Consider the following 21,946-nt stretch of genomic DNA (forward strand, 5'->3'; position numbering starts at 1 on the left):
ATACAATTAACCTTTAGTTAACGTGAAAAACATAGATTTCGATGTTCACAGTTGACTAACAATTGACTGTTAATAAGTTACAATTTTCTGTTGATAACATAAAAAAACCGAGGAATAAAATCCTCGGTATATTTTTAAGAAGCCTAAAATGCAGATTAGCCGTTGAAAACGCCCATTTGTGCATATTTTTCCATGCGTTGATTTACCAGTTCTTTTGGTGATAACTTTTGAAGATCTTCAAAATGAGAAGAAATTTTATTTTTCACCGTTTCAAAAGTTTTAGGTCTGTTGGCATGGGCACCACCTGCAGGTTCGCGAATAATTTCATCAATTAGCTTTAATTTTTTCATATCGGTAGCAGTCAATTTCAAAGCTTCTGCAGCTCTTTCCTTATACTCCCAGCTTCTCCATAAAATAGAAGAGCAAGACTCTGGTGAAATTACCGAATACCAAGTATTCTCTAACATTAACACCTTATCTCCAACACCTATTCCCAAAGCTCCACCAGATGCACCTTCACCGATAATAACAACTATAACTGGCACTTTTAAACGAGTCATTTCAAGTATATTTCTTGCAATGGCTTCACCTTGTCCTCTTTCTTCTGCCTCAATACCTGGGTATGCACCCGGAGTATCTACCAAACAAACCACAGGAACCTGAAATTTTTCAGCAGATTTCATTAAACGCAATGCCTTTCTATACCCTTCTGGGTTGGCCATACCAAAATTTCTGTACTGACGAGTTTTGGTATTATACCCTTTTTGCTGACCAACGAACATATAACTCTGATCGCCAATTTTACCTAAACCACCGATCATGGCCTTATCATCTTTTACGGTACGGTCACCGTGCAGCTCTAAGAAGGTATCGCCACATATAGCTTTGATATAATCTAAAGTGTAAGGTCTATTTGGGTGTCTTGACAACTGTACGCGCTGCCAAGCAGTTAAGTTCTTATAAATCTCCTTTCTGGTATCAGAAAGTTTCTTTTCTATCTGCTTACAGGTCTCAGTAACATCTACATCACTTTCTTCACCAATTACCATGCACTTGTCCAATTGCTCTTCCAATTCTTTAATAGGAAGTTCAAAATCCAAATATTCCATATTTCAATAAAGTTTCTTTAGTTGCGGCTCAAAGATAAAACTTTAATACCTAAATCTTGGGTACCCTTTTTTTAATATTTGCTCTTTGCTTCAAAATACCGTTCGCAATGACGGTACTGAGTATAATTAAGGCTCCCACATAAAACATAGGTTTCATTTTTTCTTCTGAGCCAAATATAAACCATGCTAGCAAAATACCGTACACAGGTTCTAAATTTGTGGTAAGCATAACTGTATATGGCGTTAAAATCTTCATCACCTTGACCGAAGCTATGAACGCATAGGCAGTACATACAACAGCTAAAATGGACAAATAGATCCAATCTGAAGTAGGTAAAACAACCAAGGACATATTCCAATCTCCTTTAGCAATTAAAACAATGGACAAAAATAAAACTCCTACACCCAATTCATAAAATGAAATAACAGAGGGTCTATGGTTCTGAACCAATTTACCATTGATCAATGAAAACACTGCGGCCAAAAAAGCAGATATCAATGCTATGGTCATACCAAATACATATTGCGCCTCAACTTTAAATATTAAATAAAGCCCTACTACCACCAAAAGCCCGAAAAAAATCTCGTACCCTATAATTTTACGTTTATACCAAAAGGGCTCCATTAATGCCGTAAAAAAAGCACCTGTAGACATCATAGCAAGGGCAACCGATACCGTAGAAACTTTTATGGCCAAGAAGAAAGTTACCCAATGTAATGCTACCACAACGCCACCACCCAGCAACCACCAAAATGTTTTTCTTGAAATTTTTATACTAAACTTTGTAAACAATAAATAAATCGCAATAAAAAGTGTTGCCAACCCCATTCTGATCCAAACCAATGGTAAAGAATCAATTGTAATCAACTTACCTAAAATAGCGGTAAAGCCCCAAATAAAGACAATGAAATGTAAATGCAGTAGATTTAATATTCTATCTTTTTGCATTTTGAAGTAGATAAAAAGCCAAACATCCAAATACTACATTAGGGATTATTACGGCGAGCAATGGAGAAAAACCAGACTGCTCCGCCAAAGTCCCAAATACCTTATCAAAAAAGATAAATATAAAAGCAATTAAAATACCAAAGGCTAAGTTTGCTCCCATACCACCACGTCTTTTTACAGATGAAACCGATACGGCTATTATCGTTAAAATAAAAGCAGTTAAAGGCAATGCCCATCTTTTATATTTAACCAGTACATATGTATTTATATTAGAAGCCCCTTTTCTTCTCTGATCCTTGATAAAAGTATCCAGTTCAAAAAGATTTTTTGTCTCGGCCACATAAGAAACAGGCGTAAGGTCGCCTATATCAAAAGCAAATATGGTATCTAACCTACGTTTACTTTCTATAATTGCCGTATCACCTAAAACAGTTCGTTTTTTGTACGATGTTAAGCGGTAGCTAGAATCTTTGTCTACCCAACGAATATTGGCTGCAGAAATCTTAAAATCCAGTTCATTATTCTTCTTAAAACGTTCAAAAGTAAAGTTGTGCCCCAATTGACGTGCCGGATCAAAACTACTCACATATATAAAATCCGTTTCGTTCAACTGATTAAATATGTTGTTGGTTACCCTATCTTGTTTTCCCTTCTTTAAGTATTTGTATTTAAATTCATTGAAACCTACACTGGCATTGGGTACAATGAACATGGTCATAAAGAACATGAGTACCGCAATCATAGAAGCCCCTATAATATAAGGTCTTAAAAACCGACCGTAAGATACCCCGGAACTTAATATGGCAACAATTTCTGTGTTATTAGCAAGTTTAGAAGTAAAAAATATAACCGAAAGAAACAGGAAAATAGGAAATAATAGATTGCCTATGTAAATGGTAAAGTTCACATAGTACATAACAATCTCATCCAGCGGGGCTTCATTATCGATCATTTTACCGATTTGCTCTGCCAAATTCACCATTATACCAATGGGAATGAACAACAAAAGCATCAACGAAAAAGTTGCCAGATACCGCTTTAGAATGTATTTATCTATTATTGATAGCATTATAGCCTTTTATCCATTTGTTTTACCATCATATCTTTCCAAGTTCTAAAATCACCTGCTATAATATGTTTACGAGCTTCGCGCACCAACCACATATAAAACCCTAAGTTATGAATTGTTGCTATTTGCTTACCTAAATACTCATTGGCGGCAAACAAATGTCTTAAATATGCCTTAGAATACTCATGATCCACAAATGTAGTGCCCATTTCATCAATTGGGGAGAAGTCATCTTCCCACTTTTTGTTCTTTATGTTGATCGTACCATGCGCTGTGAACAACATTCCGTTTCTAGCGTTTCTTGTAGGCATTACACAATCGAACATATCTATACCCAAGGCAATATTCTCCAATATATTAATAGGGGTACCTACTCCCATTAGATACCTTGGTTTGTCTTCTGGTAAAATTTCACAGACTACCTCTGTCATACCATACATTTCCTCCGCTGGTTCACCAACGGACAGTCCTCCAATTGCATTACCCTCAGCGCCTGCATTTGCAATATATTCAGCAGATTGTCTTCTAAGGTCTTTATAAGTTGACCCTTGCACAATAGGAAAAAAAGTTTGTGCATAATCATATTCAAATGGAGTTTTCTCCAAATGGTTTATACATCTATCTAGCCACCTATGCGTCATGTGCATAGAACGCTTGGCATAATTATACTCACAAGGATAAGGTGTACATTCATCAAAAGCCATGATAATATCTGCACCTATCACTCGCTGAATTTCCATGACATTCTCAGGTGTAAACAAATGCATAGATCCATCTATATGCGATTTAAATTTTACGCCTTCCTCCTTTATCTTTCTATTGCCTGATAAAGAATATACTTGATACCCTCCGCTATCGGTAAGAATATTTCTATCCCAGCCCATAAATTTATGTAATCCGCCCGCTTTTTTTAAAATCTCTGTTTTAGGACGTAGAAATAAATGATAGGTGTTGCCCAAAATAATATCTGGGTTTATTTCTTCTTTCAATTCTTTTTGGTGCACACCTTTAACCGAGGCAACCGTACCCACAGGCATAAAAATTGGGGTTTCAATTACGCCATGATCAGTAACGACAGTTCCTGCCCTAGCTTTTGATTGTGTATCTGTAGTATGTAATGTAAATTTCAAACTTTGTAATTCTAGCTGCAAATATAATGAACTGTTGGTGGTAAAAACTTAATAAAAAGCAAAGATGTTCATCAACAAATTAAATCACATTACCCTCATTTTTGCTTTAAATGAATTGAAATTAACCCAATTGAATAGCAAAACAATAAAGATATTTTACCTCCGTTCTCATGGTATAACGAGAAATGAAACTTCTGGTATTGTATTTGATACGAGTTTCACATAAAACAACAACGATATGAAAAAAACAATTTTAGCAGCTTTTTTAGCTCTTTCTGGATTTTATGGGATTGCCCAAAGCGATTCTGGATTTGGAATTAAAGGAGGATTAAATTACAGTGCGAACGGAGATTATTTTGAATCTGTTGGAGATGCAGCAAGAAACCCGGATAGAAACATAGGATACCATCTTGGTGTTTTTGGAAAAATTGGAGCATCAAAAGTATACTTGAGACCAGAATTGGTATATACCAAAACAAAATCTGATTATGATGGAGCAGATTTTGATATGAGTAAATTAGATGTTCCGGTACTTTTAGGAATTAACGTTGTAGGACCTTTACACGTTTTTGCCGGACCAGCTTTTCAGTACATTTTAGACACTGAATTTGACGGAATAACCATTGATGATGTAGAAAACGATTTTTCAGTTGGAATGAATATTGGTGCTGGGGTAAGTTTAGGAAAACTTGGAATTGATTTACGGTATGAAAGAGGGTTTAACGATAACGAAGCTTCCTTTATAAATACAAATATTACAAATGTAGGTCCAAGTAGAATAGACACCAGACCAGACCAGCTAATTTTGAGTTTGTCTTTAATGTTATAAAGAAAACAATAAATAACAAAAAACCTCTTAAGTGTACTTAAGAGGTTTTTTTATGTTTTAAATGATTTTTCTACAAATCATTATCCAGGTGATCAGGAATACCATCACCATCCGTATCTAGGAAGCCAACAAAATTACCATCGGCATCCAACTCAATTTCATCAATAGTCAATATACCATCACCGTCATCATCAACATCATTATGGTTAGCTGATCTGGCAAAAATAGACTCTAGATCAATATCTGTATTATCATCATTAAGGTTCCCATTTCCATTTAAATCCTCTAGGATTGAAGGAATACCATCACCATCTAAATCTGAATCTGGTTCATAAGAAAAGGCATCTACCTTAAAAATCAATGGTGAATATGTTGGCACGTCTGAATTTGGAGACGAATCAAAATAAGCCAATGCCGCAGGCATAAAAATAGCACCTATACCATAGCCTTCATAACTTACCGTGCCATCACCGTTTTCAATTGGACCATTTCCTGTCTGAAAATTTTTCATTCCATTACCAAAACCTTGCACAACCGAAGAAAGGTTAAAACGAATAGGTTGATTTGTAGAGGCGTCAAAAAGAGTGCCATCTAGCAAAAGCCCCTCATATCTTAAAACAGAAAAATCACCAATGGTGGGTTTCCCTTCCACAACACCTTGTCTAGCTACTAACGTATACAGTGTTTGATCAATAATTTCATTATCATCTTCTCTTCCTAAGTCTTCAGAATCAACCGTAATTGTTTGTGTAATTAAATTGGGACTATCATAAATTGATCGTTTAGTGCTATTTTCACCAGCAATAGTATCAAACCTTATTTTAAAATCGAATCCTTCTGGTGGAGTCTCAAACTCATCTTCATTGTAGAAATGCGTTTTTAAAAACTCAATTATCTCGGCATCATCCTCTTCGGTAACCTCACTTAATAACCTTGGCGGTACAATTTCACCAATAGCATCATCATCATTTTTACATGATCCCAGTATTAGTAAACCAGCTATTAACAAATAAGCATTTCTCAATTTCATCAATAATTTATTTTAAACGCGCAAGATACAATTTTCCCTTATTTTTGTTTGGAAGTTAACAAAGAAATGCCGGTCATAATGCGCATAGACAAATTCTTGTGGAGTACACGCTATTTTAAAACTAGAAACATTGCCACCAATGCCTGTAAGAAAGGTCACGTAAAAATAAATGGTATTACCGCCAAACCAGGTAGGGAAGTATATCCAATGGATGAAATTGTAGCACGAAAAAATCAAATTGACTACAAATTAACGGTACTTGACATTCCGCCCAGTCGTGTAGGTGCTAAATTGGTGAATATTTATAGAAAAGATACCACACCAAAAGAAGCCTTTGAACATAATGAGCTTTTGCAATATTCTAAAGATTATTATCGTAAAAAAGGCATTGGAAGACCTACAAAAAAAGACCGTCGTGATATTGACGACTTTTTAGACACTCCCTCAAACGAAAATAAAGAAGAAAACCAAACGCCCGATAATTCAAGTAAAGAATCTCACGATTAGCAAATACTTTTAAAAACATAACTATCTTTATTGTTTTAAGAAAAACCCATGCAACAAAATATACTTTCACATCAACAGATTCAACATAAAATTGAACGTATAGCCTATCAAATTTATGAAGCCAACGTTTATGAAGAAGAAATTATAATTGCGGGTATTGAAGGTGGCGGACTGCAGTTTGCAAAAAAAATCGTGGCAAAACTCAAGAAGATTACTGAAGCAAAAATTGTACTTTGCAAGTTGTCAATGGATAAAAAAGACCCCCTAACAAGCGGTGTACGTACCTCAATTGCCGAAGAGGAATTCGTGAATAAATCCGTTGTATTAGTAGATGATGTCCTTAATTCTGGTACAACATTGATATATGGAGTTCATCATTTTCTTAAAACACCTTTAAAACAGCTTAAAACTGCAGTCTTGGTAAATAGAAACCATAAAAAATACCCTGTAAAAGCGGATTATAAAGGAATTTCACTATCCACCTCATTACAGGAGCATGTAAACGTTCATTTTGAAACCAAAAATGATAGGGTGTATTTAGACTAATTTATTTACGATCATCTCCGCAATTTCTGTTGGGGTATTCCTATTACTTTTAATTTTATGGTGCGCTTTGTTATAAAAGTAACTTCTTTCAAATAAGTGCATGCCAATAAACTCAGTTAACTTATCATCCGCTAAATGAGAAATCATAGGTCTATGCTCTTTTTCCTTTACCAAACGCTCTTCAAGCTCATTTATGCCAACGTTTAAATAAAAAGAATTAGGTGTCTTACTATTTATGAACTCCATATTATTTCCAAAACAAGGCGTACCTCCACCTAATGACAGCACAAAACTCTCATCTTTTAAAAAAACCTTATTGAGATATTCTATTTCTTTTTTTCTAAAATAGACCTCTCCTTTTTCTTTAAAAATAGATGCTATGCTCTTTTTCTCACCTTCCTCTATAAAAGCATCTAAATCTAAAAAATTAACATTCAAATGGTTAGCAACGATTCTACCCACAGTGGTTTTACCACTTCCCATGTAACCTACCAAAACTATTTTCACTTCTTTCATTTGTACAAAATTGGACTAAATAATAGGGTTTTCAAAAAAAAATAAATTTATCTCTAAAATGACTTGCAAAATAAAGTTATCGACGTATATTTGCACCCGCATTGAGGGAAACAAATTTCTAAAATGACTTATTGACCTGGTAGCTCAGTTGGTAGAGCATCTCCCTTTTAAGGAGAGGGTCCTGGGTTCGAGCCCCAGCCAGGTCACAACTAAATATTAGCCTCTTCAAAAAAAAGAGGCTTTTTTATTTAAACCTTTGAGTTGATTTAATCTCTCATTGACCTAGTACGTTCTTTTTAAATTTTGACCTGGTAGCTCAGTTGGTAGAGCATCTCCCTTTTAAGGAGAGGGTCCTGGGTTCGAGCCCCAGCCAGGTCACAAAAAACCTTTCAATTTTCTATTGAAAGGTTTTTTTGTTTAAAGTCGATACTTAAAATATATAATTTAAGAAGGTTTGCTAAAAGCAAAAATTTTGATTAAAAAAAAGTGGAAAAGAACTGAGTTCTTTTCCACTTTTTTATTTTTTTTAATTTAATGTTTATTCTATAACTATAAACTCTGATCGCCTATTTAGTTGATGGCTTTCTTTGCTACAAGGCACATTGTTGCTACAGTTATTTACCAACGCTGTCTCACCATATCCTTCATACGTAATACGGTCACTGGATATGCCTTTTTTAATTAAATAATCTGCAGTTGCCTTAGCCCTCTTTGCTGAAAGGTTTTTATTGTACACATCATTCGCACGAGAATCTGTATGTGAGCGTACCTGTACCTTAACAGATGGATATTCATTTAAATAAGCCAATACCTTATTAATACTGACACTTGCATCTTCTCGTATAAAATACTCGTCAAAATCGAAGTAAATTGGATCTATGTTCAAGTATTTAGCAAGGTCTGTGCCCACTGGTGCAGATTTGTCAATCTGCGTTAAAATAATTTCTATATCATTGAAATCTTTACCTTTTTCCGTAACTACGATTTTTTCACCTTCTTCGTAATCTTTTTTGAAAGCCAAAATCTTATAGTTGCCTTTTGCACAATTGCCTTCAGTGGTAAATATTCCAGTACCATTGGTATTTGAACTAGATACTAATTCATTCTTACTATTGTATACCTTAATATCCGTATCTTTTAAAGGTTCACCTGTTTTTCCATCTCTGACCACCCCTGTAAGTTCTGTTCTACATTGTAGATCCAAAGGTCTTGTTTCTGTAAAACTATAGATATCATCACTACCAACACCACCCTCTCTACTAGATGCAAAATATCCTTTTTTTAACTTTTGGTCCATAATGAATGAAAAATCATCTTGCACACTATTTACAGGTCCCCCAACATTTAAAATATATAAGGCATCCATATCATCAATTTTGGTGGCAAATATATCTAGACCACCTAGTCCTGGATGCCCGTCAGACGCAAAATATAGTACCTCATCTTCGGTAATAAAGGGGAATGTTTCTCGACTTTCTGTATTTATTTCATTCCCTAAATTTTTGGGTGTTCCAAAAGTGCCGTCCTCGTTGATATCAACAACAAAAATATCCGATTGCCCATAAGTTCCTGGCATATCACTAGCAAAGTAAAGTTTTCTCTCATCATTGCTTAAAGTAGGGTGTGCTACCGAATAATTCTCGCTGTTGAAAGGAAGTTCCATAATATCTTCCCATTCGCCATCATTTAAAGTTGCCCTATAGATCTTTAATCTACTTAGACCTTCTTTATCCCTAAGAAAATTTCCATTTTTAGAATTGTTTCTTGTAAAGTAAACAGTTGAACCATCTTTTGTAAAAGCAGTAGAACTCTCATGGGTCTTTTTATTCAATTTTTTGGACAACCTTTCAGCAACACTAAATTCACCATTCTCGGTTACTTTGGTAGTATACAAGTTTGTAAATGGCTTATTATTCCATTTATGAACACTTTTTAAAATTCTACCGGTATCTCTCGCCGTAGAAAAAATTAATTGCTCTCCGAAAAAGGACGGGGCAAAATCAGCAGAAGCAGAATTCACAGGAATATTCTTTATATCATATCTTTGACTATTTTCCTTTATTTTATCTAAATAGTCTTTATTTTCCTGGAATTTAAAAGCTCTTATATCTCCTTTTTTTTGTTCTGCGAACTTTTGCATCCAAACGTGAGATAGTTCGTAGTTCCCACTTGATTTTAAGGTCTGAGCATATTTATACAAATATTCAGTATCCACATTTATCTGTGGCTCTGCAAATAATTGCTCATACCAATATGCTGAGGCATTATAATCTCCTTTTTGATAATATGCATCTCCCAAATTCTTATGAATCTCTTCTGAAGTATAACCTTCTTTTACCAATTCCTCGTAAGATTCAATGGCTTCTGCATAAGCATAACTATTAAAATCCGCTTTGGCCCTTTTTGTTTTCTTATCCTGTGCATTAAGCATACTGCCAAATGATAATGCTATGACTAGTAAACACTTTATATTATTTATTCTATACTTCATAATTAATAGGTTTAAAAGAATCTTGGTGCCAATATATTTTTATAGCGGGTTAAAAATTCAAATCTTAGAAAGATTTCAAATGACCCATCGTTAAACGATGTACTTCCCAATTCGGTAATTTCACGGTCATATGCAAGACCTAACATTAATTTTTCGTTCAACTGAAATCCCACAAGTGCACTCATGGCTGCATCCCATCTATATGCCGCACCCAAGGAGAATGCATCATTAAGTAAAACGGTTGCAGAAAGATCAGCTTGCAATGGCGCACCTTCTACAGCCTTAAAAAGTAATGCCGGTTTTAATTTTAAATCAGGATTAATATCAAAAACATAGCCTGTTATCAAATACCAATTCATTCTTTCTTGAGCTATATAAGAATTACTATTTCCACCAGAATCAAAATGCTCCGTTTCTAGAAAATTGGGTATTGAAAGTCCTGCATAAAACTGTTCCGTATGGTAATAAACTCCGGCTCCAAAGTTAGGTGAGAACTTGTTATCTATATTGGTTTGTCCAACGGCTGCATTAGATGGATCATAATTTCTTAGTCTATTAAAGTCTATGTTCAAAAAATGACCGCCCGCCTTTAACCCAAAAGATAGTTTACCTTCTTCGGATGTAGGTACGGTATAAGAAAATACCGCATCAAAATAAGTATCTTGGTTTGTACCGTTTCCTATTTCATCGTTTACGATAGACAGCCCAAGTCCTACCCTATCAGAAATAGGGCTATTTATATTCAAGGTCTGCGTTGTTGGTGCACCGTCTAACCCTACCCATTGTGATCGATGTAAGGCTGCAATACTAAGAACTCCTCTTGACCCTGCATATGCCGGGTTCACAGCAACGGTATTATACATGTACTGTGTATATTGTGCATCTTGTTGACCCCTTATCGTCCAAAAGGATGCTACAAGTAAAAATAAAGTTATAAATAGATTCTTCATAGTTAATTTATTGTTGGGGGTTCTTTCTTTTATCTATTAATATATAAGTAACCGTTCATTGATTTAGACTGTTGGTCATTGGCGTAATCAATTATATAGTAGTATACACCAACTGGTAATTCATCATTCTTTTTCACCGTTACCCTACCATTGGAAATACCTCTAAATGCATTACCATTGTTATCATATCCGTTAGTTTCAAAAACCAGCACACCCCATCTATTATATATTCTCACTGTATTATTTGGGAATGATTCTATATTATTGATTGTAAAGACACCACCGTTAGTGTTTGGATTCACAAGGTCACTTTCAATGCTAATATCACACGCCGTACCTTGTGGTGGAGTACCGCCAATAGAGCTACACCCATCAAGTGGATCGGTACTGTCCTCTATTTCTTGGCCATCATTGATGCCATCACCATCAGTATCCTCATTTTCAGGATCAGTACCCAAAGAATTTTCTTCATCGGTAGTCAATCCATCATTATCACAATCAGAAGTTCCAATAGGTGTTCCATTTATAGAATCGCAAGCATCTAAAGGATCTGTATTATCCAAAACTTCTTGACCATCTGTAATTCCATCACCATCGGTATCGGGATTGTTTGGATCTGTACCCAAGTCTACTTCCTCACCATCGGTTAAACCATCATTATCAGTATCAGGGTTATTAGGATCGGTTCCTAATGTCACTTCCTCTTCTGTGGTCAATCCGTCATTATCACAATCACTTGCTCCCAAAGGCATACCATCAACATGGTCACAATCATTTAAAGGATCGGTATTATCAACCAAAACTTCTTCTCCATCAACAATACCATCACCATCAGAGTCAGGATTATTAGGATCTGTTCCCAAATCACTTTCCTCGTTATTGGTAAGTCCGTCATTATCAGAATCCTCAGATATCGTAACCGTACCATTACCAGAATTACCAGAAGCATCGGTAACAATTATTTCTATAACATCCTCATCGGTAAGAACAGGGAAATTACCAGATGTAGGGGTTGCCATACCCGTATCTAAACTCCATTCGCCATTAGCATCCGCAATTACGCTATAGGTTACATCCGTTAATCCATCACCATCCGTATCTAGTTCAATAACAAGAGATTCATTGGCACTTGCATTACCTGTCAATACCGGATCAATATCGAATGTACTAAAGCTATCAGCTACTGGTGCTGTGTTATCAAGAATTACAGTTTCGGAATCAACAGCATTATTGCCCGGTATGTCAGACACTTCTGCATTTACTAAAATAGATCCATTTGTCAATGTCGAAATATCTGCATCGCTAGCAGTCCATACTCCAGATATTACAGTTGCGGTTGATGTAACTGTATTTACACCGTCACTAAAAGTAATTGTAACAATCTGATTATCTTCAACACCGGTGGTTGTACCTGTTATAACAACATCATTATCTTCAACTGCATTAACAATATCATCTATTTCTATAGGTGTATCAATATCGATTCCAATTACTACATCATGAACGATGTCTCTAGTAACCGCCACTGCAGGATTACCAGCTAGGTCACTCACATTGGCTGTAATAGTCTCATTTACATTCAAGGCCTGTGCATCTGTTGCCGGAATATCCAAGCTCCAAGTTCCTCCTGTCACGACTGCGGTGTACGACTGTCCGTTCAAGGATACTGTTACGATCTGTCCGTCCTCGGCATCCGTAGTACCACTGATCGTTACATCCGTATCATCTTCAACCGCATTGATAATATCATCGGTAGATACTACATCTATAGTAATGGTAGGTGCCGTTACATCATGCGTTATTTCACGTGTAGCTTGCGGTGCAGGGTTACCTGCTATATTAAATACATCAGCAGTAATGGTTTCATTTACATCCAATGCCTGGGCATCTGCTGCAGGTAGATCAAAACTCCAGGTACCTCCTGTTACAATTGCAGTGTACGACTGTCCGTTCAAGGTCATTGTAGCGATCTGCCCGTCCTCGGCATCCGTAGTACCACTGATCGTTACATCGGTATCATCTTCAACCGCATTGATAATATCATCGGTAGATACCACATTTATAGTAATGGTAGGTGCCGTTACATCATGTTCAATGTCCCTTGTTGCCTGTGTGGCAGGGTTACCAGCTACATCGCTTACGTCTGCAGTTATCGTTTCGGTTGGGTCCAAAGCCTGAGCATCGGCAGCTGGTAGATCAAAGGTCCATGTACCTCCAGTTACACTTGCTGTGTAGGTCTGTCCGTTCAACACTACTGTCACAATTTGCCCGTCCTCTGCTCCAGTGGTCGTACCATTTATAGTAACGTCACTATCATCTTCCACTGCATTGATAATATCATCGGTAGATACCACATCTATGGTTATCGTCGGTGCAGTTATGTCATGTTCGATATCCCTAGATGCCTGAGTGGCAGGGTTACCGGCTACATCGCTTACATCTGCCGTAATGGTTTCGGTTGGATCCAATGCCTGAGCGTCTGTTGCAGGTAGATCAAAACTCCAAGTACCGCCAATTACACTTGCTGTGTAGGTCTGACCGTTTAAGATTACAGTCACAATTTGACCGTCCTCTGCATCGGTAGTACCACTGATCGTTACATCACTATCATCCTCTACCGCATTGATGATATCATCAGTAGATACCACATCTATGGTAATGATCGGTGCAATAACATCATGTTGAATTTCCCTAGTTGCCTGAGTGGCAGGGTTACCGGCAACATCAATTACGTCAGCAGTAATGATTTCCGTTGGGTCCAATGCCTGAACATCTACAACTGGTACATTCAGACTCCAAGTACCACCCGTTACCGTGGTCGTATATGTCTGTCCGTTCAAGGTTACCGTCACGGTCTGTCCGTCTTCCGCATCTGTAGTTCCGTTAATCGTTACATCACTATTCTCTTCGAATGCATTTATGATGTCATCCGTAGACACTACATTTATAGCTATTGTAGGTGGAGCCACGTCGTGCTCGATATCCCTTGTTGCCTGTGTCGCAGGGTTACCTGCTACATCGCTTACATCTGCCGTAATGGTTTCGGTTGGATCCAATGCCTGAGCATCCGCCGCAGGTAAATCAAAGCTCCAAGTACCGCTAGTCACAACAGCAGTGTAGGTTTGTCCGTTCAAGGTTACCGTTACGGTTTGCCCGTCCTCGGCTCCGGTGGTAGTACCACTAATAGTAACGTCACTATCATCTTCTACAGCATTGATAATATCATCGGTAGATACTATATCTATAGTAATGGTCGGCGCTGTAACATCATGTTCGATATCCCTGGTTGCCTGTGTGGCAGGGTTACCTGCTACATCACTTACATCTGCCGTAATGGTTTCGGTTGGATCTAAAGCCTGAGCATCCGCCGCAGGTAGATCAAAACTCCAAGTACCGCCAGTTACACTTGCTGTGTATGTCTGACCGTTCAACACTATTGTCACAATTTGTCCGTCCTCGGCATCTGTAGTTCCACTAATGGTCACATCGCTATCATCTTCAGCCGCATTTATGATGTCATCTGTAGAAACCACATCTACAGCAATGGTAGGTGCAGTTACGTCATGTTCTATATCTCTAGTTGCCTGAGTGGCAAGGTTGCCCCCTACATCGTTTACATCTGCAGTGATCGTTTCGGTTGGGTCTAAAGCCTGTGCGTCTGCCGCAGGAAGATCAAAGCTCCAAGTACCGCCAGTTACACTTGCTGTGTATGTCTGACCGTTCAAGGTTACCGTCACAGTTTGCCCGTCCTCTGCATCTGTAGTGCCACTGATCGTTACATCGCTATCATCTTCAACCGCATTGATGATATCATCGGTAGATACCACATCTATAGCAATGGTAGGTGCAGTTACATCATGTTCGATATCCCTAGTTGCCTGAGTGGCAGGGTTGCCCGCTACATCGCTTACATCTGCAGTGATCGTTTCATTAGCTCCCAATGCCTGTGCATCTGTAGCAGGAAGATCAAAGCTCCATGCACCACCAGAGACAACGGCTGTATAGGTTTGTCCGTTCAAAGTTACTGTTACCGTCTGGCCATCCTCGGCCCCTGTAGTTGTACCACTAATGGTTACGTCACTATCATCTTCCAATGCATTGATGATATCATCGGTAGATACCACATCTATGGTAATGGTCGGTGCAGTTACATCATGCTCTATATCCCTAGTTGCCTGTGTGGCAGGGTTACCGGCTACATCGCTTACATCTGCAGTTATCGTTTCGGTTGGATCCAATGCCTGGGCATCGGCTGCAGGTAGGTCAAAGCTCCAAGTACCTCCTGTAACAGTAGACGTATAGGTTTGTCCGTTCAAAATTACGGTTACTGTCTGACCATTTTCGGCACCAGTGGTCGTACCACTTATAGTCACGTCACTATCATCTTCTACAGCATTGATAATATCATCGTTAGATACTACATCTATAGTAATGGTCGGCGCTGTAACATCATGCTCGATATCCCTAGTTGCCTGTGTGGCAGGGTTACCGGCTACATCGCTTACATCTGCAGTTATCGTTTCGGTTGGATCCAATGCCTGAGCATCCGCCGCAGGTAGATCAAAGCTCCAAGTACCGCCAGTTACACTTGCCGTGTATGTCTGACCGTTCAAGGTTACCGTTACGATCTGCCCATCCTCGGCACCTGTAGTAGTTCCACTGATCGTTACATCACTGTCATCCTCTACCGCATTGATAATATCATCTGCAGAAACAACATTTATAGCTATAGTTGGGGCAATAGCATCATGCTCAATATCCCTGGTCGCCTGTATGGCAGGGTTACCAGCATCGTTGCTCACATCAGCCGTTATTGTATGTGTAGTACCCAATGCTTGAATATCCGCAGCAGGCACATCTAATGTCCAAACACCACCAGTTACCGTAGTTGTATATGTTTGCCCGTTCAGCACTACAGTTACCGTCTGCCCGTCTTCAACATCTGTTGTTGTTCCGTTTATGGTAACATCATTATCATCTTCAACTGCATTTATGATGTCATCTACAGCTACAACATTTATTGTTATCGTTGGTACCGTAACATCATGTTCAATATCTCTTGTTGCCTGTGTAGCCGGATTACCCGCAACATCATTTACATCTGCCGTAATGGTTTCCGTAGGATCCAATGCCTGTGCATCTGCCGCAGGCACATCTAAAGTCCATGTTCCACTAGTTACGGTAGTGGTATATGTTTCTCCGTTCAAGACTACTGTAACGGTTTGCCCGTCCTCGGCAGTTGTTGTACCGTTTATTGTTACATCGGTATCATCTTCCAAAGCATTAATAACATCATCATTAGCCACTACACCAATTGTAATGGTTGGCGGCGTAATATCATGAATAATATCACGAGTAGCCTGGGTTGCCGGATTACCAGCAAAATCACTTACATCTGCAGTAATGGTTTCTGTAGGATCCAGTGCTTGTGCATCAGTTGCAGGCACGTCTAAAGACCATACACCACCAGTTACCGTAGTTGTATACGTTTCTCCGTTCAATACTACTGTTACCGTTTGGCCATCCTCAGCTCCAGTAGTCATTCCACTTATAGTAACATCACTATCATCTTCAAGAGCATTAATGATATCATCGTTAGATACCACGTCTATGGTTATTGTAGGTGCGGTATCATCATGCTCAATATCCCTTGTTGCCTGTGTTGCCGGGTTTCCTGCCAGGTCACTAACATCTGCAGTGATTGTTTCCGTAGCATCTAAAGACTGTGCATCCACTGCCGGAATATCCAGCGACCATACACCACCCGTTACCGTGGTTGTATATGTTTGTCCGTTCAAGGTTACTGTTACCGTCTGACCGTCTTCAGCCCCTGTGGTTGTACCACTAATGGTTACGTCACTATCATCTTCAACTGCATTGATAATATCATCGTTAGATACTACATCTATTGTAATAGTCGGTGCAGTTACATCAATAGTCAATAAAGCAACATCAGAGGTTAACGGAGAACATACAAAAGTTAAATCTGTAATTATCACCCTATACTCAAATCCGTCTTGAGCTACGGTAGCACCGGTCAAGGTTAATGTCTCCGTTGTACTACCCGTGTAAATATCTGTTCCATTTGCATCATCTATAGCTTCAAAACCTCCACCTGATTGATCATCTACCTCCCATTGATATGCCAAGGAAATTCCAGATGCCGTTACGGTAAATGTTTCTGGTGAACTGCCATTGGTTAAAACATCTTGTGGTTGTTCAGCACCTGATGCAATTGTAGGCGTCTCCCCTGGTTGTTGAAAGTCGAAATCAGTATTAGTAGCACTATCCACATTATTTGGCGTAGTATATCCGTCAACCACATTGGTTCCGGTCACAACCCCATCAGTATCTACCACAAGCGCACCATCTCCTAAAACTCCGTCTGAATCATCATCTGTAAAACCTGCCTCTATAACATCATTACATAAATCTCCATCCGCATCCAACTCTAAGTAATCAGCAATACCATCTGGTGTTGCCTCAGAATCCAGCAGTGTATAATTCACTGAACCACTATCTTGTTGACCACTAGCCTGAACAGAATTTGGAATACCATCTGTACCCACAGCTCCGTCTAACCTTCCGCTGGTAAAGGGTTGACCACTGCCAGATTCTACCACATCATAAATACCATCATTATCAGCATCCAAATCAAAATGGTTTGGAACACCGTCACCGTCGGTATCAAAACTATCAATAATACCGTCTCCATTATCATCTACACCTAAATCAGGATCAAGATAATTGAGTACCCCATCTGCATCTGCATCTGCACTTGGATCTAAACCGGACGGACTTTCTTCCGTATCCAGTATACCATCATTATCATCATCTAAATCAACAGAATCCGCAATGCCATCCAAATCATTATCATCTATACCGTCTTCTCTGTAATCTACTTCTGAAGTGGTAATCACCGCGTTGTTCGGTAGATCAGATGCCCCATTGTCTTGATCATCATTAGAATCGAACGGTAAACCTGTAGTATCTACATCATCATAATCATCAAACAAACCATCATGATCATTATCCAAATTGTTGGACGCCGTTGTAAAACCAGCTTCTTCAGTATCCGAAAGTCCGTCGCCATCGGTATCCAAATCCAGATAATCCGGAATTCCGTCACCATCCGTATCTACCGGGGAAACACCTTCATCCCCTGCTCCTTCATATTCGTCACCTAAACCATCGCCATCTGTATCATCATTGCCATTGCCATCTGTATTTGCATTTCTTGCTACGTAACCACTTGTTGTTTGTGCTTCTACGTTATCTGGAATACCATCGTTATCAGAGTCAATATCCAAATGATCTTCTATACCATCATTATCACTATCTATACCTTCATTTATAGTGTATACCGGTGCAGACCCAGGACCCGATTGCGTTCCCGAGGGAGAACCGGCAGAGTTAGCAGCCGAAGTACTATTCGATGAAGTGAACAAACCGTTGATATCACAAGTTTGAAACAAAATAGAACCTAAATAATCATTTGATGAAAATCCTGGTTGTAGTTCACCCGAAAATGTTACTGTGAAATTGGTAGTTTCATAATAATTGAAATATACAGCCAATCTTGGTCCAAAATCTACACCTGACCATGTTTGTGGCGGCCCTTCAAATGTTGTGGTACCCGTTGCCAAATTCTCCGAAATATTCAACAAAGTGTTACCATCAACAGCATATAACCCAGGTCTTGCAAGTGTAACGCTTTCTTCGGTATTAGCTCCATCAATATCATAAATAACACCTCCGAAACGAATAAGGTTTACCTGAAAATCCGTGCCCGTAGCCACCAACCTAATATTAAAGGTCATACTACCAACATCACCGACACCACCACCTACATCAAAACTAGGTTGCCAAGCGTCATTGCTGCCAAAACCACCATTATCAATAGAAGTTAAGGTTGCATTGTCAATATCGGTTATAGCTACAATTGCATCTAACACCCCAAGAGATGAAGTCACCACTGTAGAGAAACGATACTCGGCACCAACAGTACCCGGACCACTACCCGTAGAAGATATATAAGAACCACCTACAAAGGAACCGGGGGGAATACCACAATCATCTCCTTTGGTATCCGTAGGTTCAAAACCTAAAGATTCCACATAATCTAAAATACCATCATTGTCATTATCCTTATCTACACTATTATTAACACCATCACCATCTGTATCTATAGGAGTCAAGTGCACATTGGCATCCCTAAAATCTACTTCACTCGTAAAAGGATCTTGATCATTAGGAAAATCATTTACATTTTGGTTGTTATTTGTTGCCCCGTTAGTATCTTCAATACCATTTGATCCCGTAATAACCAAATCAAAAGCATCATCTAGACCATCATTATCAGCATCTGTACCTGACGGTGTAGTATCCGCAATATTATCTCCATCTATATCATATGCTTCAACCGTATCACTAACACCATCATTATCTGAATCAGTATCCCTAAAATCTGGACTACCTTGACCATCGGAATTTTCAGGTTCATTAATGGATTCTCCAGAACCGGCTGGCGGAACTTCATAATTATCAGCTAAACCATTTCCGTCTGAATCTGTACCAGGTGATTGGTAACCAGACGTGGATTGCCATTCAATATTATCTATTATACCATCATCATCACTATCCAAATCTAAATAATCCAGATGAACATCTCCATCTGTGTTTACCGGTGAATTGGTAAAACTTCCTCCTTGATCTACATCAAATGCATCATCAATACCATCATTATCCGTATCATCACCGGAAGCTTGAACCAAACCAGCATCGGGCTGTGATTCTACTAAATCTTTTATACCATCATTATCTGAATCTATATCCAAAAAGTTTGGACCGCCTTGATTATCGCTATTCAAAGGAGTGCCAGAAACACCTGCTCCATCCGTACCACCATCTTCAGCAACATCTGGAATACCATTAGAACCATGATTACTTTCACCAGGATCTATAGATCCGTTTCCGTCAAGATCTAGACTACCATTGCCTGTTTCCACAACGTCAGGTATACCATCATTGTCACTATCCACGTCTTCATTATTAGGAATGCCATCACCATCAAAATCACCAGTACCTTCTACAGCATCAAGTATACCGTCATTATCATCATCTTCATCGTTACTGTTACATATACCGTCTCCATCAGTATCAATACCATCATTTGCCGGATCAAAATTAGCTCCTGCAGAAAAATCATTGCTTGCCGTTGCCCCACAATCATCACAACCGTCACCATCCAAATCTTGACAAACCGAAGGATCTAATGGATCGGTATCCGAGCCATCAAGAACTCCATCATTATCATCGTCGGTATCACCAGAATCACACAAACCATCACCATCAGTATCTACACCATCATTGGCAGGGTCAAAATTAGCACCTGCAGAAAAATCATTGCTTGCCGTAGCGGAACAATCATCACAACCATCACCGTCCAAATCTTGACAAATTGATGGGTTTAATGGTGCATCATCATTAACATCTAAAACACCATCATTATCATCATCGTCATCACCAGAATCACATAAGCCATCACCATCTGTATCCGTACCGTCATTGGCAGGGTCAAAATTAGCTCCCGGAGAAAAATCGGTACTTGAGGTGCCGGAACAATCATCACAACCATCGTTGTCCAAATCTTGACAAATTGATGGGTTTAATGGTGCAGTATCTGAACCATCTGCCACACCGTCATTATCATCGTCTAAATCCGAAGAGTCACAAATACCATCGCCATCAGTATCTACACCATCATTGGCAGGGTCAAAATTATTACCTGCAGCAAAATCATTACTTGCGGTAGCTGAACAATCATCGCAACCATCGCTGTCCAAATCTTGACAAATAGAAGGATCAAGAGGTGCAGTATCTGAACCATCTTCTACACCGTCATTATCATCATCAGGGTCACTAGAGTCACAAATTCCGTCACCATCAGTATCTACACCATCATTGGCAGGGTCAAAGTTTGCTCCTGCAGTAAAATCATTGTTTGCCGTGGCAGAACAATCATCACAACCATCACTGTCCAAATCTTGACAACTGCTTGGATCTAACGGTGCAGTATCATCACCATCTAGAACACCGTCATTGTCATCATCAGTATCACCAGAATTACAAATTCCGTCACCATCGGTATCTATACCGTCATTTGATGGATCAAAATTATTGCCCACAGAAAAATCATTACTTGCCGTTGCCGAACAATCATCACAACCGTCACCGTCCAAATCTTGACAACTACTAGGATCTAAAGGTGCATTGTCATTTACATCAAGTACGCCATCATTATCATCATCGTCATCACCAGAATCACAAATTCCATCTCCATCAGTATCCGTACCGTCATTGGCAGGGTCAAAATTAGGTCCTGCAGAAAAATTGTTGTTTGCCGTGGCAGAACAATCATCACAACCATCGTTATCCAAATCTTGACAACTACTAGGATCTAATGGGGCATTATCATTTACATCAAGAACACCATCATTATCATCATCGTCATCACCAGAATCACAAGTACCATCTCCATCAGTATCGGTACCGTCATTGGCGGGATCAAAATTAGCACCTGCAGTAAAATCAGTGCTTGCCGTAGCCGAACAATCATCGCAACCATCGTTATCCAAGTCTTGACAACTACTAGGATCTAAAGGTGCATTATCAGCTCCATCTAATACGCCATCGTTATCATCATCATCATCACCAGAGTCACAAATTCCGTCACCATCAGTATCTATACCATCATTGGATGGATCAAAATTATTACCTACGGAAAAATCGGTACTTGACGTAGCGGAACAATCATCACA

At 38.8% G+C, this 21,946-nt stretch carries 12 protein-coding genes and 2 tRNA genes; 5 read left to right on the forward strand and 9 right to left on the reverse strand.

Features of this window, described 5'->3' with window-relative positions; genetic code table 11:
• Positions 1 to 155 precede the first annotated feature (155 nt).
• Genes VBZ51_RS00065 through tgt form a run of 4 tightly spaced genes read right to left on the reverse strand, consistent with a single transcriptional unit; the run spans position 156 to position 4,257 of the window.
• Positions 156 to 1,109 carry an acetyl-CoA carboxylase carboxyltransferase subunit alpha gene (locus VBZ51_RS00065; RefSeq protein ID WP_071341714.1) on the reverse strand — a complete coding sequence of 318 codons (954 nt, stop codon included), beginning with the start codon at positions 1,107 to 1,109 and terminating at the stop codon, positions 156 to 158.
• 49 nt (positions 1,110 to 1,158) lie between these two features.
• Positions 1,159 to 2,058 carry a DMT family transporter gene (locus tag VBZ51_RS00070; RefSeq protein WP_340158481.1) on the reverse strand — a complete coding sequence of 300 codons (900 nt, stop codon included), beginning with the start codon at positions 2,056 to 2,058 and terminating at the stop codon, positions 1,159 to 1,161.
• Positions 2,045 to 3,127: an LptF/LptG family permease gene (locus VBZ51_RS00075; RefSeq protein ID WP_416575692.1), complete on the reverse strand. Its 1,083-nt coding sequence runs from the start codon at positions 3,125 to 3,127 to the stop codon at positions 2,045 to 2,047. Before VBZ51_RS00075 ends, VBZ51_RS00070 begins: the two co-directional genes overlap by 14 nt.
• On the reverse strand, positions 3,127 to 4,257 hold the full coding sequence (gene tgt, locus VBZ51_RS00080) for a tRNA guanosine(34) transglycosylase Tgt (protein ID WP_091609021.1): 1,131 nt from the start codon (positions 4,255 to 4,257) through the stop codon (positions 3,127 to 3,129). The genes VBZ51_RS00075 and tgt overlap by 1 nt, the downstream gene beginning before the upstream one ends.
• A gap of 238 nt (positions 4,258 to 4,495) precedes the next feature.
• Here tgt and VBZ51_RS00085 point away from each other — a divergent pair, with 238 nt between their 5' ends.
• Positions 4,496 to 5,086: a porin family protein gene (locus tag VBZ51_RS00085; protein WP_058103400.1), complete on the forward strand. Its 591-nt coding sequence runs from the start codon at positions 4,496 to 4,498 to the stop codon at positions 5,084 to 5,086.
• Between the two features lie 70 nt (positions 5,087 to 5,156).
• Here VBZ51_RS00085 and VBZ51_RS00090 read toward each other — a convergent pair whose 3' ends face one another.
• The gene (locus tag VBZ51_RS00090; RefSeq protein WP_058103401.1) at positions 5,157 to 6,116 is read right to left on the reverse strand and encodes an FKBP-type peptidyl-prolyl cis-trans isomerase; all 960 of its coding nucleotides are present in this window, start codon (positions 6,114 to 6,116) and stop codon (positions 5,157 to 5,159) included.
• Between the two features lie 78 nt (positions 6,117 to 6,194).
• On the opposite strand from VBZ51_RS00090, the gene VBZ51_RS00095 reads away from it, so the two are divergent.
• Positions 6,195 to 6,623, forward strand: coding sequence for an RNA-binding S4 domain-containing protein (locus VBZ51_RS00095; protein ID WP_074674750.1), 429 nt, complete (start codon positions 6,195 to 6,197; stop codon positions 6,621 to 6,623).
• 48 nt (positions 6,624 to 6,671) lie between these two features.
• Positions 6,672 to 7,169: a phosphoribosyltransferase family protein gene (locus tag VBZ51_RS00100; RefSeq protein WP_058103403.1), complete on the forward strand. Its 498-nt coding sequence runs from the start codon at positions 6,672 to 6,674 to the stop codon at positions 7,167 to 7,169.
• On the opposite strand, the gene VBZ51_RS00105 is transcribed toward VBZ51_RS00100, so the two are convergent.
• Positions 7,161 to 7,685 carry a shikimate kinase gene (locus VBZ51_RS00105; RefSeq protein ID WP_416575693.1) on the reverse strand — a complete coding sequence of 175 codons (525 nt, stop codon included), beginning with the start codon at positions 7,683 to 7,685 and terminating at the stop codon, positions 7,161 to 7,163. The genes VBZ51_RS00100 and VBZ51_RS00105 overlap by 9 nt on opposite strands.
• Positions 7,686 to 7,818: 133 nt before the next feature.
• Between VBZ51_RS00105 and VBZ51_RS00110 the strand changes: the two genes are divergently transcribed.
• Positions 7,819 to 7,891: transfer RNA gene (locus tag VBZ51_RS00110), tRNA-Lys, on the forward strand.
• 99 nt (positions 7,892 to 7,990) lie between these two features.
• Positions 7,991 to 8,063 (forward strand) — tRNA-Lys (locus VBZ51_RS00115).
• A 160-nt stretch (positions 8,064 to 8,223) separates the two neighbouring features.
• On the opposite strand, the gene VBZ51_RS00120 is transcribed toward VBZ51_RS00115, so the two are convergent.
• The 3 genes from VBZ51_RS00120 to VBZ51_RS00130 form a co-directional block, all read right to left on the reverse strand.
• On the reverse strand, positions 8,224 to 10,176 hold the full coding sequence (locus VBZ51_RS00120; protein ID WP_416575694.1) for an OmpA family protein: 1,953 nt from the start codon (positions 10,174 to 10,176) through the stop codon (positions 8,224 to 8,226).
• An 11-nt stretch (positions 10,177 to 10,187) separates the two neighbouring features.
• Positions 10,188 to 11,126 carry a type IX secretion system membrane protein PorP/SprF gene (locus VBZ51_RS00125; RefSeq protein WP_416575695.1) on the reverse strand — a complete coding sequence of 313 codons (939 nt, stop codon included), beginning with the start codon at positions 11,124 to 11,126 and terminating at the stop codon, positions 10,188 to 10,190.
• 29 nt (positions 11,127 to 11,155) lie between these two features.
• The coding region (locus tag VBZ51_RS00130) for an Ig-like domain-containing protein (RefSeq protein WP_416575696.1) at positions 11,156 to 21,946 on the reverse strand (10,791 nt) is incomplete at its 5' end.

Origin of the sequence: Maribacter sp. HS (assembly GCF_048059195.1) — a bacterium.
Lineage (GTDB): Bacteria > Bacteroidota > Bacteroidia > Flavobacteriales > Flavobacteriaceae > Maribacter > Maribacter dokdonensis.

Excerpts from the sequence above, each read along its gene's own strand:
- VBZ51_RS00120 (WP_416575694.1), bottom strand. The coding sequence starts at position 10,176 with ATGAAGTATAGAATAAATAATATAAAGTGTTTACTAGTCATAGCATTA.
- VBZ51_RS00095 (WP_074674750.1), top strand. The coding sequence starts at position 6,195 with ATGCGCATAGACAAATTCTTGTGGAGTACACGCTATTTTAAAACTAGA.
- VBZ51_RS00065 (WP_071341714.1), bottom strand. The coding sequence starts at position 1,109 with ATGGAATATTTGGATTTTGAACTTCCTATTAAAGAATTGGAAGAGCAA.
- VBZ51_RS00075 (WP_416575692.1), bottom strand. The coding sequence starts at position 3,127 with ATGCTATCAATAATAGATAAATACATTCTAAAGCGGTATCTGGCAACT.
- VBZ51_RS00125 (WP_416575695.1), bottom strand. The coding sequence starts at position 11,126 with ATGAAGAATCTATTTATAACTTTATTTTTACTTGTAGCATCCTTTTGG.
- VBZ51_RS00090 (WP_058103401.1), bottom strand. The coding sequence starts at position 6,116 with ATGAAATTGAGAAATGCTTATTTGTTAATAGCTGGTTTACTAATACTG.
- VBZ51_RS00100 (WP_058103403.1), top strand. The coding sequence starts at position 6,672 with ATGCAACAAAATATACTTTCACATCAACAGATTCAACATAAAATTGAA.
- VBZ51_RS00105 (WP_416575693.1), bottom strand. The coding sequence starts at position 7,685 with ATGAAAGAAGTGAAAATAGTTTTGGTAGGTTACATGGGAAGTGGTAAA.
- VBZ51_RS00085 (WP_058103400.1), top strand. The coding sequence starts at position 4,496 with ATGAAAAAAACAATTTTAGCAGCTTTTTTAGCTCTTTCTGGATTTTAT.
- VBZ51_RS00070 (WP_340158481.1), bottom strand. The coding sequence starts at position 2,058 with ATGCAAAAAGATAGAATATTAAATCTACTGCATTTACATTTCATTGTC.